Annotated in this window: 16 protein-coding genes; 7 read left to right on the top strand and 9 right to left on the bottom strand. The window is 60.8% G+C overall.

The window, feature by feature from the left end; translation table 11 throughout:
• Positions 1-319: 319 nt before the first annotated feature.
• Entirely contained in the window at positions 320-1,291 is a 972-nt protein-coding gene (locus NOM06_RS11510; protein ID WP_005339950.1) for a TAXI family TRAP transporter solute-binding subunit, read from the top strand.
• A gap of 103 nt (positions 1,292-1,394) precedes the next feature.
• Positions 1,395-3,950 (top strand): TRAP transporter permease, encoded by a 2,556-nt coding sequence (locus tag NOM06_RS11505; protein ID WP_139443091.1) that lies wholly within the window; start codon positions 1,395-1,397, stop codon positions 3,948-3,950.
• Positions 3,951-4,471: 521 nt separating this feature from the next.
• On the opposite strand, the gene NOM06_RS11500 is transcribed toward NOM06_RS11505, so the two are convergent.
• Positions 4,472-5,725: a phosphatidylserine/phosphatidylglycerophosphate/cardiolipin synthase family protein gene (locus tag NOM06_RS11500; protein ID WP_255911679.1), complete on the bottom strand. Its 1,254-nt coding sequence runs from the start codon at positions 5,723-5,725 to the stop codon at positions 4,472-4,474.
• Between the two features lie 73 nt (positions 5,726-5,798).
• On the opposite strand from NOM06_RS11500, the gene NOM06_RS11495 reads away from it, so the two are divergent.
• On the top strand, positions 5,799-5,975 hold the full coding sequence (locus tag NOM06_RS11495; RefSeq protein ID WP_005339947.1) for a hypothetical protein: 177 nt from the start codon (positions 5,799-5,801) through the stop codon (positions 5,973-5,975).
• Here the strand turns inward: NOM06_RS11495 and NOM06_RS11490 are convergent.
• From NOM06_RS11490 to tatA, 3 genes are all read right to left on the bottom strand, one after another.
• Entirely contained in the window at positions 5,953-7,374 is a 1,422-nt protein-coding gene (locus tag NOM06_RS11490) for a lytic transglycosylase F (protein ID WP_255911678.1), read from the bottom strand. The two genes, NOM06_RS11495 and NOM06_RS11490, sit on opposite strands and share 23 nt — an antisense overlap.
• A 229-nt stretch (positions 7,375-7,603) precedes the next feature.
• Positions 7,604-7,906, bottom strand: coding sequence for a YfcZ/YiiS family protein (locus tag NOM06_RS11485; protein ID WP_005339945.1), 303 nt, complete (start codon positions 7,904-7,906; stop codon positions 7,604-7,606).
• Positions 7,907-7,922: 16 nt separating this feature from the next.
• Positions 7,923-8,084, bottom strand: a complete 162-nt coding sequence (tatA, locus tag NOM06_RS11480) for a twin-arginine translocase TatA/TatE family subunit (RefSeq protein WP_005339944.1) — start codon at positions 8,082-8,084, stop codon at positions 7,923-7,925.
• 276 nt (positions 8,085-8,360) lie between these two features.
• Between tatA and NOM06_RS11475 the strand changes: the two genes are divergently transcribed.
• Positions 8,361-9,329, top strand: coding sequence for a LysR family transcriptional regulator (locus NOM06_RS11475; protein WP_005357635.1), 969 nt, complete (start codon positions 8,361-8,363; stop codon positions 9,327-9,329).
• A gap of 75 nt (positions 9,330-9,404) precedes the next feature.
• Here NOM06_RS11475 and NOM06_RS11470 read toward each other — a convergent pair whose 3' ends face one another.
• On the bottom strand, positions 9,405-10,004 hold the full coding sequence (locus NOM06_RS11470; protein ID WP_139735873.1) for a YhgN family NAAT transporter: 600 nt from the start codon (positions 10,002-10,004) through the stop codon (positions 9,405-9,407).
• A 99-nt stretch (positions 10,005-10,103) separates the two neighbouring features.
• Positions 10,104-10,349 carry a YecH family metal-binding protein gene (locus NOM06_RS11465; protein ID WP_005357633.1) on the bottom strand — a complete coding sequence of 82 codons (246 nt, stop codon included), beginning with the start codon at positions 10,347-10,349 and terminating at the stop codon, positions 10,104-10,106.
• Positions 10,350-10,558: 209 nt separating this feature from the next.
• Between NOM06_RS11465 and NOM06_RS11460 the strand changes: the two genes are divergently transcribed.
• On the top strand, positions 10,559-11,842 hold the full coding sequence (locus NOM06_RS11460) for a dicarboxylate/amino acid:cation symporter (RefSeq protein WP_040069539.1): 1,284 nt from the start codon (positions 10,559-10,561) through the stop codon (positions 11,840-11,842).
• Between the two features lie 11 nt (positions 11,843-11,853).
• On the opposite strand, the gene NOM06_RS11455 is transcribed toward NOM06_RS11460, so the two are convergent.
• Positions 11,854-12,168 (bottom strand): DUF2007 domain-containing protein, encoded by a 315-nt coding sequence (locus tag NOM06_RS11455; RefSeq protein WP_005339933.1) that lies wholly within the window; start codon positions 12,166-12,168, stop codon positions 11,854-11,856.
• 9 nt (positions 12,169-12,177) lie between these two features.
• Complete coding sequence (locus NOM06_RS11450) at positions 12,178-13,080, bottom strand: LysR family transcriptional regulator (RefSeq protein ID WP_255911677.1); 903 nt, start codon at positions 13,078-13,080, stop codon at positions 12,178-12,180.
• 96 nt (positions 13,081-13,176) lie between these two features.
• Here NOM06_RS11450 and NOM06_RS11445 point away from each other — a divergent pair, with 96 nt between their 5' ends.
• Positions 13,177-14,229: an HlyD family secretion protein gene (locus tag NOM06_RS11445; protein ID WP_108612463.1), complete on the top strand. Its 1,053-nt coding sequence runs from the start codon at positions 13,177-13,179 to the stop codon at positions 14,227-14,229.
• Positions 14,229-15,782 carry a DHA2 family efflux MFS transporter permease subunit gene (locus NOM06_RS11440; protein ID WP_255911676.1) on the top strand — a complete coding sequence of 518 codons (1,554 nt, stop codon included), beginning with the start codon at positions 14,229-14,231 and terminating at the stop codon, positions 15,780-15,782. The genes NOM06_RS11445 and NOM06_RS11440 overlap by 1 nt, the downstream gene beginning before the upstream one ends.
• 77 nt (positions 15,783-15,859) lie before the next feature.
• On the opposite strand, the gene NOM06_RS11435 is transcribed toward NOM06_RS11440, so the two are convergent.
• The gene (locus NOM06_RS11435) at positions 15,860-16,486 is read right to left on the bottom strand and encodes a lysoplasmalogenase (RefSeq protein ID WP_005348507.1); all 627 of its coding nucleotides are present in this window, start codon (positions 16,484-16,486) and stop codon (positions 15,860-15,862) included.
• Positions 16,487-16,670: the final 184 nt, after the last annotated feature.

Raw genomic sequence — 16,670 nt, 5'->3', positions numbered from 1 at the left:
CGGCTAGAAAATGAATGATCGAGGTCATGTTTCTCAAGATTAAACTCCGTGATTTTGCCATTTCGTTTGATTTATGTTGGGTGAATGTGCTTAATCGGAGTGCTTGCAACTTTTTATTTGGCCCCTCAGGGGCCAATTTATCTTCGACCGACAGGAGGTCGGTAGCCTCACCACAGGATGAGGGTGACCGCCGGAAAAGGGGGCAATCAACTCCCCCGCTTTCGCGCAACGAGAAGAGCGGGCAAGCCCGGCGCAGAACGGGATTGCCATCAATTTATCCGGGGATCGGATAAACAAAATCAAAGAAAAGGGAGAAAAAATGAAAGGATTAACTTTGGCATGCGCCCTGTCGGCGGCTCTGGTCGGTGTTTCATTCGGCGGTCCGGTACAAGCGCAGGAGCGCTTCGTGACCATAGGCACCGGCGGTCAGACCGGCGTCTACTATGTCGCTGGCCAGTCCATCTGCCGCTTCCTCAATCGCGGCGCCGCCGATCACCAGATCAAGTGCAACGCCCCGGCCAGTGGCGGTGGTGTTGCCAACGTCAACGGCATCCGCAGCGGTGAGTTCAATTTCGGCATCATGCAATCCGACCACCAGTTCAAGGCGATGAAAGGGCTGCCACCGTTCCAGGCCGAAGGGGCCATGGACGATATGCGCGCCGTCTTCTCCCTGCAGAGCGAGGTGTTCACCATCCTGGCTCGCCGCGATGCCAAGATCGCCAGCTTCGACGATCTGAAGGGCAAGCGGGTCAACATCGGCAACCCGGGCTCCGGCCAGCGTGACACCATGGAAGAGATCATGGCGGTCAAAGGCTGGAAGAAGGGTGACTTCGGTCTGGTCTCCGAGCTGAAACCGGCCGAACAGGCCTCCGCCCTCGGTGACAACAACATCGACGCCATGAGCTACTTCGTCGGTCACCCGAACGGCGCCATTCAGGAAGCCTCCACCACCACAGATGCGGTACTGGTACCTGTGACCGGCGCCGACATCGACAAGCTGCTGGCCGAGAAGAGCTACTACAGCAAGGCCGAGATCCCGGGCGGCATCTACAAGGGCAGCGACAAGCCGACCCCCTCCATCGGTGGCAAAGCGGTGCTCTCCACCAGCGCCAAAACCGATCCGGAAGTGGTCTATCAGCTGGTCAAGTCGGTGTTCGACAACCTGGATCGCTTCAAGCGCCTGCACCCTGCCTTTGCCGACCTGAAAGAGGCCGACATGATCAAGGTGGGTCTCTCTGCACCGCTGCATGAAGGGGCTGCCCGCTACTACAAAGAGCGCGGCTGGCTCTGATTGAAGGCCCCGGGGCCTTTGTCACTCTCTTCGACACCCGTCTGCCGCCTGATTGCGGGGGCGGGTGTCGCTCTTGTTGTACTCGTTGGCACAAGTTAACCCTATGCAAGATAAACAACTCTCTACCGAGGAACTGATCGCCCAGGACGTGGGCGCTCGCCTGCCGCTGGGCCCGCTGGGCTGGATCATCACCACGCTGGCGCTGGCCTGGTCCTTGTTCCAGCTCTGGATCGCCTCGCCACTCCCCTTCATGGTGGGGTTTGGCGTACTCAATGACACCGAAACCCGCTCCATTCACCTCACCTTTGCTCTGTTGCTCGCTTTTCTGGTGTTCCCGGCATTTCGCTCCTCGCCGCGGGATCGGGTTCCCCTCGGCGATATCGCCCTCGGCCTGATCGCTGCTGGCGCCGCCTCTTACCTGTTTGTGATGTATGAAGCGCTGGCACTGCGTCCCGGCACCCTCACCACCGCCGATCTGGTGACCGCCTGCATCGGCATTCCGCTGCTGCTGGAAGCGGCGCGCCGCGCCCTGGGGCCGGCACTGGCGGTCATCGCCATCGTCTTTCTGATCTACAGCCTGGCGGGCCCCTGGATGCCGGGACTGCTGGCACATCGCGGGGTAGGCTTTACCGCGCTGGCCAACCACCAGTGGATCACCACTGAAGGGGTGTTCGGCATCGCCCTTGGCGTCTCCACCAGCTTCGTGTTTCTGTTCGTGCTGTTCGGTGCCCTGCTGGAGCGGGCCGGTGCCGGTCACTACTTTATCCAGCTCGCCTTCAGCCTGCTCGGTCACCTGCGCGGCGGCCCGGCCAAGGCAGCAGTGGTCGCCTCCGGCCTGACCGGTCTGATTTCCGGCTCGTCGATTGCCAACGTGGTGACCACCGGCACCTTCACCATCCCGATGATGAAGAAGGTGGGCTTCAGTTCAGAGAAAGCGGGGGCAGTGGAAGTGGCCTCCTCGGTCAACGGCCAGATCATGCCGCCGGTGATGGGGGCTGCGGCTTTCCTGATGGTCGAATACGTGGGCATCCCCTATGTGGAGATCATCAAGCACGCCTTCCTGCCTGCCGCCATCTCCTACATAGCGCTGCTCTACATCGTCCATCTGGAGGCGTTGAAACTGGGCATGCAGCCCATCGGCAACCATCAACCCAAGCCCTGGCTGCGCCGCCTGACCGGTTTTGCCTTTGGCGCGGCCCTCATCAGCGGCCTGTCACTGGCGGTCTACTATGGCCTCGGCTGGCTCAAACCTGCTTTGGGTGACTACGCCCTGCCGGGGATCTCGGTACTGCTGGCTGCCACCTATGTGGCCCTGTTGAAGATCGCCGCCAGCAATGAACCGCTGCCTGCCGAAGATCCCGACAAGCCGCTCACCGAGTTGCCCAACACCCGCGCCGTGCTGCTCTCCGGCCTGCACTTCCTGCTGCCGGTGGTAGTACTGGTATGGTGCCTGATGGTGGAACGCCTCTCGCCGGGGCTGTCGGCCTTCTGGGGTACCGTGATGCTGGTGATCATCCTGCTGACTCAGCGCCCGCTGCTCAACTGGCTGCGCAAGGACGGCAAGCATGACTACGGAACCGTCGCTGACGGCGTGGTGGATCTGCGGGAAGGGCTGGTCGCCGGTGCCCGCAACATGATCGGTATCGGCATTGCCACCGCCACCGCGGGGATTATCGTGGGTGCGGTCTCCCAGACCGGGGTTGGTCTGGTGCTGGCTGATCTGGTGGAGTTCCTCTCCATGGGCAACCTGCTGCTGATGCTGCTGCTGACCGCCCTGCTGAGCCTGATCCTTGGCATGGGGCTGCCCACCACCGCCAACTACATCGTGGTGTCCAGCCTGCTGGCACCGGTGGTGGTGACGCTGGGGCAGCAAAACGGGCTGATCGTGCCGCTTATCGCGGTGCACCTGTTCGTCTTCTACTTCGGCATCATGGCGGATGTGACGCCGCCGGTGGGGCTAGCTTCCTTCGCTGCTGCCGCTGTCTCCAAGGGCGATCCCATCAAGACTGGGATCACGGCGTTTTACTACAGCCTGCGTACCGCGGCGCTGCCGTTCCTGTTTATCTTCAACACCGATCTGCTGCTGATCGACGTGGACTTCGCCCACGGCGTGCTGATCTTCATCGTGGCGACCATCGCCATGCTGATCTTCGCCGCCGCCACCCAGGGCTGGTTCCTGGTGAAGAGCCGCTGGTACGAGAGCGTGCTGCTGTTACTGGTCGCCTTTACCCTGTTCCGCCCGGGTTTCTGGATGGACATGGTGCACGATCCCTATCGCGAGACCCCGCCTGCCCAGCTGGCCCAAACCATGGGTGAAGTGGAGGCGGAGAGCACCCTGCGGCTGCGGATCCTCGGTGAAGATGCAGTGGGCAAGCCACGCAAGTTCACCCTGCTGGTCGCCGTACCGGATGGGGCGAATGGCGAAGAGCGGCTGGCCAATCTGGGGCTGAGCCTCTATGAGCAGGATGGCAAGACGCTGATCGACAACGTCGCCTTTGGCAGCCCGGCCGCCACCATGGGACTGGAGTTCGATCAGGAGATCCTCACCGTCAAGGCGCCGACCGAGCGCTGGACCAAGGAGTGGATGTGGATCCCGGGCTTCCTGCTGTTCGGGGCGATCGTCTGGCTGCAACGTCGCCGCAGCGTCAAGGCCGGTTAATCCACCGGGCAGATGAGACCGAGGGCCGCTATTGCGGCCCTCTTTTTATTGCCTTGCCCTCTGCGGCTCTTACGATGAGCAACAGTCATGGAAAAAGGTAAACGGTGGCGAGCGGCCAAAAAAGTGGGGTGACATGTCCATGTCACCCCCTCGCAAATAGCATGTTCCATATTGGAGTCCGGCCACACCGGGTCTCTGTTTCACTTTACGATAGTTCGCGACCCATCTGAAGTGAGCGCCAATTGCAGCGATGCAACTGGCCAGCTACCCGTTACAACCTTCGTCCACACGGCAGACAAGCCACCGTGTTTGTCCTTGCAACTGAAATATTACGCATAAAAACAAAATAAAAAACGTTTTTATGCCAATTCCATTCACATCGGAGTACAAAAAACAGCCTTATCATCACCGCTAAATTGTTATAAAACAGCAAGATAGATTCATGCATGGTTATTCACCCGCAAAGGGCATCAGCAATGGCTTACAAGGCTTTGCGAGATCTCGCACAAAAAATGGCCGCCTCACAGCCAACGCCGCAGTGGCAACCAGTCGCTCAGGCGGGCTATCAGTCGCCTTGGCCACCCCTCGGGTTTGCGCGGCAATCCACCCGCCTGCTCCTGCCAGCGAGCCAGCCACGTTCGCAGCGCCTCGCAGATCGGCGGGCAGTGCAGATGCAGCATCAGCTCGGTATTGAGAAACAGCGAGCGGGGATCGAGGTTGAGGCTGCCAAACAGCGCCCGCTCCTCCCCCAGCAGGATCAGCTTGGCGTGCAGGCTGCCGTGGCCATGGTCAAACTCGGCGACCCGGATCCCGCGCCGCAGCAACCAGCCGAGATAACGTTGGTAGGCGCCATAGACCAGCGGCACATCGGTGCTGGCCAGCGAGTTGGTGAGAATGTCGATGGCGACCCCCTGCTGGCGCAGCCGCGCCAGACGGTGCCGGAACCCGCGAGTAAGGATGAGGTAAGGGGTCACCAACCCCAGCGAGCCGGGATTGTCAGCCAGCTGGCGCCAAAGCTGGCGGGCAGTGGTGGGGCGGGAGATCAGCCCCTTGCCGGGACGGTCGAACCACACCTCGGCCCGCCCCTCATGCCATTGCAGCGGCAAAGCGCGCTCGTCAAACAGCGCTGCAGGCAGATCGTAAACCGTCGCCACCGCCGGATCCGTCATGGTAAACAGGAAGTCGTTGACCACCTCTATTTCAGCGGGCAGCAGCTCGCGGCGCAGCAGATGGCGGATGGGGTGACTCCAGCGGCTGTGCCAGAACTGCTCAAACCCCTGTGCCATCTGCTGGCACAGTCCCCCCTGACAGGCGAGATCGAGATCCACGAAGGGAGCCTGCGGATCCAGACCGAAGTAGCGATCACCGATGTTGCGCCCGCCGATCAGCGCCAGCTTGCCATCCACCAGCAGCAGCTTGTTGTGCATCCGGTGGTTGATGCGGCGAAAGCTGAGCAGCCCCTCCAGCAGCAGTGCCAGCGGGCGCCAGCCCCGCAGCCAGAAGGGGTTGAACAGCCGCACCTCGATCCCCGGGTAGTGAGCCACCATCTCCAGAAAGCGGTTGTCACCGGCATAGAGATCATCCACCAGCAGCTGCACCTTGACGCCGCGCCGGGCGGCGTGAAGCAGCTCGCTCAGCAGCAGCTTGCCGCTGCTGTCCTCCTCCCAGCTGTAGTACTGCGCCTGGATCCGCTCGCGGGCATGACGGATCCAGTGACAACGCACCTTCAGCGCCAGCTGGGGATCGTCGATCAGGGCAAAGGATCCGGGGATCATGGTGTCATCCTGCTGTCATGGCCGGGTGTCATAACGCTGGCGAGCCTCTTCACATATTCAAAAGGAGTTGCTGATGGAACTGCATGATACCCCGATGTTGCGCTATCTGGGCCAGCTCAGCCAGCCAGATCTCATCCCGGCCACCGGCCCTGCTCACTGGTTTTTGCAACACAGGGACGGTGGCTGGCAATTGCCGACCGTGCAGGCGACCCTGCCGGTCAACCGGCTCAGGGCTGAGCCGCTTCGATAGCGGCAGCCTTGCCCTCGATCTGGGGCAGGCTGAAACGATAGGCCACGTAGTACTTGTAGATGGTGCCGACATAGTTGATCGGCCCCTGTCCGACTTCGTTGGCCACCAGCTGATCCACGTTACCGAACCAGACGTTGGGATCGAGTCCCAGTTTCTCCGCCTTGCCTCGCAGCGCCTGCACCCGGTTCGGCCCGGCGTTGTAGGCGGCGAGGGCAAACAGGTGGCGGTTGAGCCGATCCAGCTTGGGATCATTGAAGTAGGTATCGAGGATCAACCGCATGTAGCGACAGGCGGCCTCCACATTTCCCTCCAGCGTGGTGAGTCTGGCGCCGTTGATGCCGACTTCCCGCCCTGTGCTGGGCAGCAGCTGCATGAGGCCCACGGCCCCCTTGGGCGAGCGCGCCTTGGGATTGAGGCCGGACTCCTTGTAGCCAAGCGCCGCCAGCATCAGCCAGTCGAGATCATATTGATTGGCGTACTTCTCCAGCACCTTGCGAATGGTCGCGAGGCGCCCCATAGGATCCGGCGCCAGGATATTGCTCATCTGATCGCTGCGAACCAGTAAGCGACGCAGGGTCATGTCGCTGTAGAGGCTGTTGCGGCTGACACTCGCCAGAAAGCCATTGACCGCCTTGAGCAGCTCGGGGCTGTTCTTTCGTAGCGCCCAGGCGCTGGTGCCCTTGCTGCGCAGGGGGATCAACTTGTGAGCCTTGAGGCCGGAGATCATGCCACCCAGCCAGATCCGCCCCTTGTAGCTGTCGGTCACCGTCAGGGGAATAATGCCAGCGGCCACCATCTCCAGCAGATCGCCATCCTGCAGGTATTCGGGCACCGTCTCGATATAGACGGGGGGCAGCCCCAGCTCGCGAAACAGCCAGTTGAGCTGACGCAGACTCTCGTAGTAGCTGGAGCTGGCGCGCACCCAGACCCGCCTGCCGGAGAGCTGGGTAATACGGCTGAAGGCAGGCAGGCTCTGCTGGCTCACCACCCACTCCTCGATGGAAGAGATGAGCGGCCGGGAGAAGGCCACCTGTTCACGCCGGGTCGGGGTCACCGTCATGGTCGCCGCCACCAGATCGCCACGCCCCTCGGTCAGATAGTCCAGCAGCTTGTCCTGACGCACCGGGATGTAGACCACCTTGAGTTTGACCTTCTCTTTGGCGAGATAGGTCTTGTTCAGCCAGCGCTCGAACCCTTGCAGCTGATTGACCAGAATGCCGTACTGGGCGCCACGATCGAGAAAATAGAAGCCGCGCTCATAGACCACCAGCGCCCTGAGTTCGCGCTTTTGCAGAATGCTTTCGAGGTCCCCGGGTTGGGGCAGACGCTGTGGCTTGAGTTCAGCCGCCAGCAGGGGAAAACAGCAGAGGGCCAGCAGAGCCCAGATCCAGCGTCGCATCACGATGGCTGCCCCTGTGCTGAGGTCACGCCTGCTGCCTGTTGGCAGCACGGATCACGATAGAGGGTGGGATTGGGGGCAGAAATCCATCGCTGCGTCATGATGTTTGCGCCTTCTGTTGGCCGACTCGCGCCGGGCAAAAACGTCTGTGGGATAGAGTAACTATAGAACGCCGACCCACAGCAGAAGGGTCAACACGGCAGGCAAACCTGCCGCGTTATCAGACAACTCAGATAGAGCGGGCACGCATTTCGAAAATCAGTTTTTCGGCGGTGCAGGTGAATTGCAGGCGGGCTTTCAGGATCACGCCGTTGGCGCCCTGGGTCAGTTCGCTGCTCACTTGAGCTTCGGCAGTGACCTGTTTGGCCAGTGCTTCATAGGCAGCCAGCTTGGCGCGGGCATCCGCCTCGGCAGCGGCTTCAATAACCAGATCCATCACATCGTCGCCTTCGCCGATGATGGTGCCGATCTCGGCAAAACAGCCGCAGCTGTCACAGGTTTCGTTCAGTTCAACTTTCTCGTCTACAGACATTTTCTACTCCTACTGCTTATTTCGGATGATTTGCGTCGTCACGCATCGCCTTGCGAAAATCTTTGATGGCGGTACCCAGATCCTCACCTGCACTGGCAAGACGCTTGCTGCCGAAGACCAGCACAACGACCAGCAAGAGGATCAGCATATGCCAGATATGAATTCCACCGAGTCCCATAGGGATACTCCCTCACAAAGAGATATCTGTTACTTGTATCAAAATAGAGCGCAGGGATTGTTGGGCAAAATCAAGGCAGGTGCAAGTGAGCAAATAAATCATAGCCAAAAAATAGGGCGACCCTGAGGTCGCCATATTGATTGTGCTACATGTCCCCTCAACCGCTACATCCTGTACCAGTGGTTCATGCGAACCTGAGACCATTCGAGGATAAGATCGCCAAGATATGAAAACAAATGGTATAAATTCATCTTAGAATTGAAGAGGATTCATATCATGCTGCTGGAACAACTGGGTCGCATCGACCTCAATTTGCTGATTATCCTGCAAGTACTGCTGGAAGAGCGCAATGGCAGCAAGGCCGCACGCCGCCTTCATCTGAGCCAGTCCGCCGTCAGCAAAGCCCTCGGCCGTCTGCGCGATACCTTCAATGATCCCCTCTTCATCCGCTCCGCCTATGGGCTGGAACCCACCGGCCGCGCCCTTGCGCTGCAACAGCAGTTGCAACCCATCCTGCTGTCGCTGGACAACCTGATCCAGCCGCCCGAGTTCGACCCCGCCAGCTCGGAGCGGGAGTTCGTCATCGCCAGCATGGACAGCGCCTTCACCCTGTTTGCCCCTCTCTACCTGAGCGAGCTGAAGCGGCAGGCACCACGGATCCGCTTGCGCTACGAGGAGTGGACCGAGAACAGCCTGACCGAGATGAGTCAGGGACAGGTGGACATCGCCTTCGCGGTGCGGGAGAACTGCATCAGCTCCGATTATCGGCTCGATACCCTGCCCGACAGCATCTGTCAGCGAGTGCTGGCGGTCGATGATCTCACCTGTCTGGTGCAGCAGCACCACCCCGCGCTGCGGGAGCCCAACTGGAATCTGGAGCACTACCTCAGCTATCCCCATGTGCAGACTTACTGCGAGGGGCGGGACCGCTGGATGCTGGATCACAAGCTGGCAGAGCAGGATCTCTACCGACGTATCGAGGCAACCGTTCCCTCCTTCGAGGCGGCGCTGCGGATGGGGATGCACTCCGACATGATAGTGACCCTCTCCCGGCTCTACGCCCGCCACGCCACCCAGGTCTATCCGCTGTTGCAGCTGCCGCTGCCCATCGGGTTGGACAGCATCTCCCATCTGCTCATCTGGCATCAGCGTCACAGCGAGGATCCGGGCCACCGCTGGCTGCGGGAGCTGCTGCTCTCCCTCATCATGAGCAAACTGGAACCTGCAGCGACCACTCACGGGTGACGGCACGCCTTCTCGGCGGCACAAAAAACGGGGCTCTGCGTAGCCCCGTTTCATTCACTTCAATATGTAAACCGCTCAGCCCTGACCGGTCACCGCCAGATAGTGATGTACCCCGTCCAGCAACATCTGGACCGAGATCATCACCAACAGCATGCCCATCAACCGCTCCACCGCAGTGAGTCCCCGCTCACCCAGCAGCTTGTTGAATACCTCGTAGAACATCAGGATCACCGCGCTGGCGGCCCAGGCCAGAAAGAGTGCCAGCGACCAGTCCACCATCCGGGTCGGCTCCTGATTGGCCAGCAGCATCAAGGAGGCGAGGATCGACGGACCGGCGATCATCGGGATCGCCATCGGCACCAGGAAGGGCTCCTCGCCCGCCGCCAGCCCGGTCACGCCCCCCTCACTCGGGAAGATCATCTTGATGGCGATCAGGAACAGGATAATGCCCCCCGCAATGCTGACCGCCTCCTGCCGCAGGTTGAGGAAGCCAAGGATCTGCTGACCAACGAACAGGAACAGCATCATGATGGCCAGCGAGAAGAGCAGCTCGCGGATCATCACCTTGCGACGTCGCTTGGGATCGATATGACGCAGGATAGAGAGGAAGACCGGCAGGTTGCCCAGCGGGTCCATGATCAGAAACAGCATGACTGCGGCAGAGAAAGTATCCATACAACGCCCGGGCTACGCCCTGAATAGGGAAAAGAGAGGGGGCGAAATATAGCAAAGGGCGAAGAATTGAGCGAGCGCCATGATGCGCTCGCTGCGGGGTTAACCGTGGTTGCAGATCTTGTCGGCACGGGTCTGGAAACCCTCGGCCGAGTCGATGAATTTGCCGCGGGCAGCCAGAAAGTCGATCAGCGCTTCTGCATCCATCTCGCTGGCGCTACAGGTATGAAAACGGGCCTCGGCACCGAACCGCTCGGCCATCGCCTGTTTCAGGCTGGCACGGGTAAATTGCCCCCCTTGTGCCAACATCATCTCCATCACTTCGTGACCATGAACCGATTGCGACATCTCTCACCTCAATAATGAACATATTTAATGCCAATTAAATATCTCCACGCCCGGAGGGATCTTGATATAGGCCAATAAATTGCGCATTACCTGGTCAGGGGAGTGGTCACCGCCACCGCTTTGTCGATAATGTGGCAACCCGCGTCAGGGATCGCTACACTGGCGCCCCTTTTTGGCCATCGCAGACAATGTATAAGGATATTGGCGTCATGCTGTTCCATGGAGAGGCTCTCAAGCCCTGGCAGATCTGGACCCGCCGACCACTCTGGCTCAAGACCCTGATCGGCATGCTGACAGGGGTGGGTCTGGGCGTCGGCTTTGAAGAGCAAGCCCTGCTGCTCAAGCCCCTTGGCGTCCTGTTCGTCAACACCATCCAGATGCTGATGGTGCCCCTTATCTTCTGTTCGGTCATTGCCGGTCTCACCTCGCTGCTCAAGGGCAAGGCCCTCGATCGCATCGGCAGCAAGGCGATCTGCCTCTACTTCTGCTCGACCGCCATCGCCATCTGCATCGGCCTGATGATGGGCTGGCTGCTGGAGCCCGGCATGGGCGCCGACATGGGCCCCTATGAGCGGATCGGCATGTCGGAACCCCCGACCCTGGCCAGCGTGCTGAGCCATCTGGTGCCGAGTAACCCGGTACAGGCGATGGTGGATGGCAAGATCCTGCAAGTGATCGTCTTTGCGGTGGCGCTGGCGGTCGCCCTCAATGCCAGCGGTCGCCGTGGCCGCCCCGCCATCCTCTTCTTCACCTCGCTGGCCGAGGGGATGTTCAAGCTGACCCAGATGGTGATGGCGCTCGCCCCTTACGGTGTCTGCGCCCTGATGGCCTGGATGACCGGCAAGTACGGTCTCGACCTGCTGCTGCCGCTGCTCAAGGTGATCGGCGCCGTCTACCTCGGCTGCCTGCTGCACGTGCTCGGGGTCTATAGCACCCTGCTGCTCCTGCTGGCACGGCTCAATCCACTGCACTACTTCAAGAGCATCGTTGATGCCCAGGCGGTGGCCTTCACCAGCAGCTCCAGCAACTCCACCCTGCCCATCAGTCTGGCCTGCGCCGAGAAGCGGCTGGGAGTCTCTCCCGCCATCACCGCCAAGGTGCTGCCCATCGGCGCCACCATCAACATGGATGGCACAGCCCTCTATCAGGGAGTGACTGCGCTGTTCGTGGCTCAGGCATTCGGGGTGGATCTGCACATGGTCGATTATCTGACCATCATCAGCATCGCCACCCTGGCCAGTATCGGTACGGCAGGTACCCCTGGCACCGGGTTGATGCTGCTGACCCTGACCCTGACGGCGGTGGGCTTGCCGCTGGAAGGGGTGGCACTGATTGCAGGCATTGACCGGATCCTCGACATGGCGCGCACCACGGTCAACGTATCGGGGGATATTCTGGTGTCGGTGCTGATCGCCCGCAGCGAAAACGAGCTGGATCTGGCGACCTATCACGATGCCAGCGCAGGGGAAGATATCGAGTTCCCGCCGCGCTAGCGGAAGAAAGATCAGCTGTCGTGGGGATCGTGGTGACAGCGCCAGCAGACGTCGAAGTTGGCGCCGTTCTCCTCCCCGCACTGACCGCACAGCCAGCCGTTACCCTGACGCTGCTGGTAACGCTCAATGACCCGTCCTGCCTTGCTGCGATCCTCGGCCCGCACCATCAGGGTCACCTGCAACATGTCGACCGGCAGCTCGCCAAGGGCGCCAGACAGTCCCTCGCCATTGAGGCGCACCAGCACCCCTTCCGCCTCCAGCGCCCCTTTCAACGCGTGCGCCTCCAGGGTGTGTGAGGCGCGATAGAGATTGATCCAGTTATCCATAGCTCCCCCTTACAACAGCTTGTCGATGCCAAACTCGGCGCCGTTCTCAATCATGAAATCGATGAATGCCCGCAACTTGCGCGGCATCAGTTGCCGCTCCGGAAACAGCAAATAAATCGGCACCCTGGGTTGCTGCCACTCTGGCAGCAGGATCACCAGCTCGCCGCTGGCCAGCTCATCCTGACAGAGCATAGCGGGTAACGAGGCCAACCCCAGCCCCGCCTTCGCCGCCTCCCGGGCACAGGTAATATTATTGACCCGAAAACGGGATGGGGGGTCAACCAGCACCTCTCTGCCATCCAGCTCGAAGCACCAGTGAGAGGCGAGAAACCCGCTGCTCACCGTCACCCGCTCGTGGTTGGCCAGATCCTCCGGCCGCGCGATGACCGGGCTGCGGGCCAGATAGTCCGGGCTGGCACAGAGCAGCCGCCCGGTGCTCCAGAGTCGGCGTGCAGCCAGATTGGAGTCGCTCATGTCGCCAATCCGCACCACCGCATCCAACCCTTCACTGATGGGGTCCACCACCCGGTTGGTCAGCTCCAGCTCCACCTGCAGGGCGGGATAGGCCTGCAAAAACTTGGCGACCAAGCGCCCGACCACCAGTTGCCCCGTCTCGATAGGCACCGCCAGTTTGAGGGTGCCGGTTACCTCCTGCTGGCTGGCGCTCAGCATGAGCTCGGCTTCGGTCAGGGCATCGACCGCCTTGCTACAGTGCAGGTAGTACTTCTCCCCTTCCTCGGTCAAAGTGAGCTGACGAGTGGAGCGATAGAGCAGACGCACACCGAGCCGCTGTTCCAGCTCGGCGATGCGGCGGCTGACCATCGCCTTGGTCATCCCCAGCTCGCGGGCGGCCGCCGTAAACGAGCCCTTGTCGACGATACGCACCAGAATTAACGCGGCATTGAGATCCATTGTTGCACCAGTGAAACTGTATATCTCGTGAACCAATACTAATCGAAACAGTTGACCAGTGTTAGCCTGCGCCCCTTAAGTTCAGGAATCACAAAAATGAGTCAACACAAAAAAATTCCCCTGCTGGCAGCCATGATATTGGCGCTGCTCGGTCTGCTGTTCGCCGGTTACTGGTATCTTCACGGCCGCTATTTTGAAAGCACCGACAACGCCTATCTGCAAAGTGAAGTGACCGGGATCAGCTCCAAGCTGCCCGGCTATATCCGCGAAGTGCTGGTCACCGACAACCAGCCGGTCAAAGCGGGCCAACTGATCGCTCGTCTCGATGATCGCGAATACAAAACCAGGGTCGCGGAGGCCGAAGCCGACCTGCGCCTCAATCAGGCGACGGCCGAAAATCTGGCTGCCACCCGCACCCAACAACTGAGCCTGATCCAGCAAGCCGAGGCCAAGGTCGCCTCCGCCAAGGCCGAACAGCTACGCGCCAGCCAGCAGGTCAACCGGATCAGTCAGCTCAACCAGCGCCACTACAGCTCGCAAGACAGTCTGGACGAGGTGCGTGCCGGCCTGCAGGTCAATCAGGCGCAAGCCCGGGAGGCCCAAGCCGCCCTGCAAGCAGCCCGTGAGCGACTGCTGGTACTGGATGCCGAGCGCAAACAGAATCTGGCCAAGCTGGCGTTGAGCGAAGCGCAACTGGAGCAGGCCAAGCTGGAGCTCGGCTACACCGAACTGCGGGCACCGGCCGATGGCATCATCGGCAAGCGCAGCCTGCGGGAAGGGCTCTACGTCCAGTCCGGTATGCAGGTCGCCAGCCTGGTGCCGCTGCAGCAGGTGTGGGTCGAGGCCAACTTCAAGGAGACCCAGCTCGCCCATATGCAGCCGGGCCAGAAGGTCGAAGTGGTACTCGATGCCTACCCGGATCAACCGGTCGAGGGGATCATCGACAGCCTGGCCCCGGCCACCGGCGCCAAGTTCGCCCTGCTGCCACCGGAGAATGCCACCGGCAACTTCACCAAAATCGTGCAACGGGTACCGGTGAAGATCCGCATCCCCGAGCCGGGCCCGCTGGCAGGCAAGCTGCTGCCGGGTCTCTCCACCGAAGTGATCGTGGATACCCGCACTCCTGAGCCCGTGGTGGCTGCCAACTGATGGAACCCATTCCACGTCGCAACTGGATCGCGGTCATGGGGGGGCTTATCGGCGCCTTCATGGCCATCCTCGATATCCAGATCACCAATGCCTCCCTGAAGGATATTCAGGGGGCCCTGTCGGCCACCCTGAGCGAAAGCTCCTGGATCTCCACCTCCTATCTGGTGGCGGAGATGATCGCCATCCCCCTGAGCGGCTGGCTGAGCCGGGGGCTGAGCGTGCGCCGTTACCTGCTCTGGACCACCGGCGCCTTTATCGCTGCCTCCGTGCTCTGCTCGTTCAGCTGGAACCTCACCAGCATGATCGTCTTCCGGGCGCTGCAGGGCTTCACCGGCGGGGCGCTGATCCCGATGGCCTTCTCCCTCATCGTCACCCTGTTGCCGCTACAAAAGCGGGCCACCGGCATGGCGCTGTTCGGTCTCTGTGCCACCTTCGCCCCCGCCATCGGTCCGACCCTCGGCGGCTGGCTCACCGAGCAAATGTCGTGGCACTACATCTTCTATCTCAACGTGCCGCCAGGATTGCTGGTGATGGCCATGCTGGCCCACGGGCTTGATAAAAAACCGGTGGACTGGGCCGTGATCAAGCGGGTAGACCTCATCGGGATTGTCACCATGGCACTCGGCCTCGGCTTGCTGGAGGTGGTACTGGAAGAGGGCAACCGGGAGGACTGGTTCGGTTCAAGCTTCATCGTGCGACTGGCGGTCATCTCGGCGGTGGCGCTGGTGTTCTTCGTCATCAGCCAGCTGATCCGCCGTCACCCGCTGGTCAATCTGCGGCTGCTGCACAACCCGCGCTTCGCGCTGGCCTGCTTCGCCTATCTGATCCTCGGCATGGCGTTGATGGGCTCCATCTATGTGCTGCCGCTCTATATGACCCAGATCCACAACTACAACGCGCTGGAGATCGGCGAGGTACTGATGTGGATGGGGCTGCCGCAACTGCTGGTGCTACCGCTGGTGCCCAGGCTGACCCACAAGATAGACCCGCGCTATCTGGTGAGCTTCGGCTTCCTTATCTTCGCCGTCAGCTGCTTTATGAACGTCAACATGAGTGCCGACTACGCCGGGCCGCAGCTGATCCAGTCGCTGATCGTGCGGGCGCTGGGGCAGCCCTTCATCATGGTGCCGCTCTCCCTGGTCGCCACCGCCAGCCTGAACCACGACGAGATCCCCTCCTCCTCGACCCTGCTCAACGTGCTGCGCAACCTCGGTGGTGCGTTCGGTATCGCTATCATCGCGACCCTGCTCGACAACGATACCCGCACCCATGTGCTGCAGATTGGCAGCACTCTGGCCGCCAGCAGTATCGAGGGGCAGAGCTATCTGCTGCAGCTGGCCCAGAGCATGATGGCGCAGGGTTCAGGCCCCGAGATTGCCCAGCAGCAAGCCCACGCCATGCTGGCCAATACCATCAACCGGGAAGCGGCCATCATGGCCTACAACCAGGTGTTCTACATCATGGGGATCTTCCTGCTGATCGCCAGCGGCCTGATGCTGTTGCTCAAATCCCCCGCCCCACGGGCTGCGGATGCCGAACCGCTAGAGGCGTGAAAAACGCCGGGCATAAAACGAAAAACGGGCAAGCGCCCGTTTTTCGTTATCTGTTACCTGCACTCAACCAGAAGGCGTTATCCCGCCAGCGACCCTGCAATCAGGAATTGCGCCGCGAAGTAGCTACTCATCACCCAGGCGCGGGCGTGGGGAAAGGGGCGGCGGAAGCGATCGAGCGCCAGCATGCTGTCGGAGAAGAGGAACATCAGCGCCCCCACCAGAGCGGCGGCAGAACCGGCTGTGAGAGAGGCGTGCCAGGCACCGGCAGCCACCCAGGCCATGCCGATGATCACCAGCATGTAGCAGAAGACCGGGATCCGCATCTCCCCCAGCTTGCCCCACAGCAGGCCAAAAACCATGCCAGCGATCAGCAACAGCAGCAAACCATCCACCAGATTGAGCAGCAATGGCCCTTGGGCAAAACCGACGATATAGCAGAGATGCGCGACAAGAAATGCCGCCAACCCCTGAATAAAGCGATCACTTGGCAACATCAGCAGCACATCGCCCGCCAGCGAGAGGCAGAGGCCGAGCAGGATCCAGGCGTGAGAACCATCGTGGTCATAACTCTGGTAGCCGAACGCCAACGCGATGATAAGCAGCATGGTAAGCGGCTTGCTGATATAGAACTGGCGGCTGTCTGAACCATAGGCAGCACGGATATGCCACCAACCTGAAGCGATGATCAAGAAACTCAATAACATGCCCTGCTCCTCACCTGTTGCTCGCAGTCATACGGCAACCGTTTTTATCATGGTGCAGGGTAACAAATTCCCTCCCCCAGTGGCAGGGGTGCTTATCAAATGGACAGACTAAGAGCCGCTAACAAAACCTCTCAGCGAAGCGCGAGCAGATCACGGCGCAAGCCAGCGTCAGTAACGCAAGGTG

This window comes from Aeromonas sp. JL9 (assembly GCF_024436075.1).
Lineage (GTDB): Bacteria > Pseudomonadota > Gammaproteobacteria > Enterobacterales > Aeromonadaceae > Aeromonas > Aeromonas veronii.
This window is presented reverse-complemented; position numbering and strand designations above follow the sequence as displayed.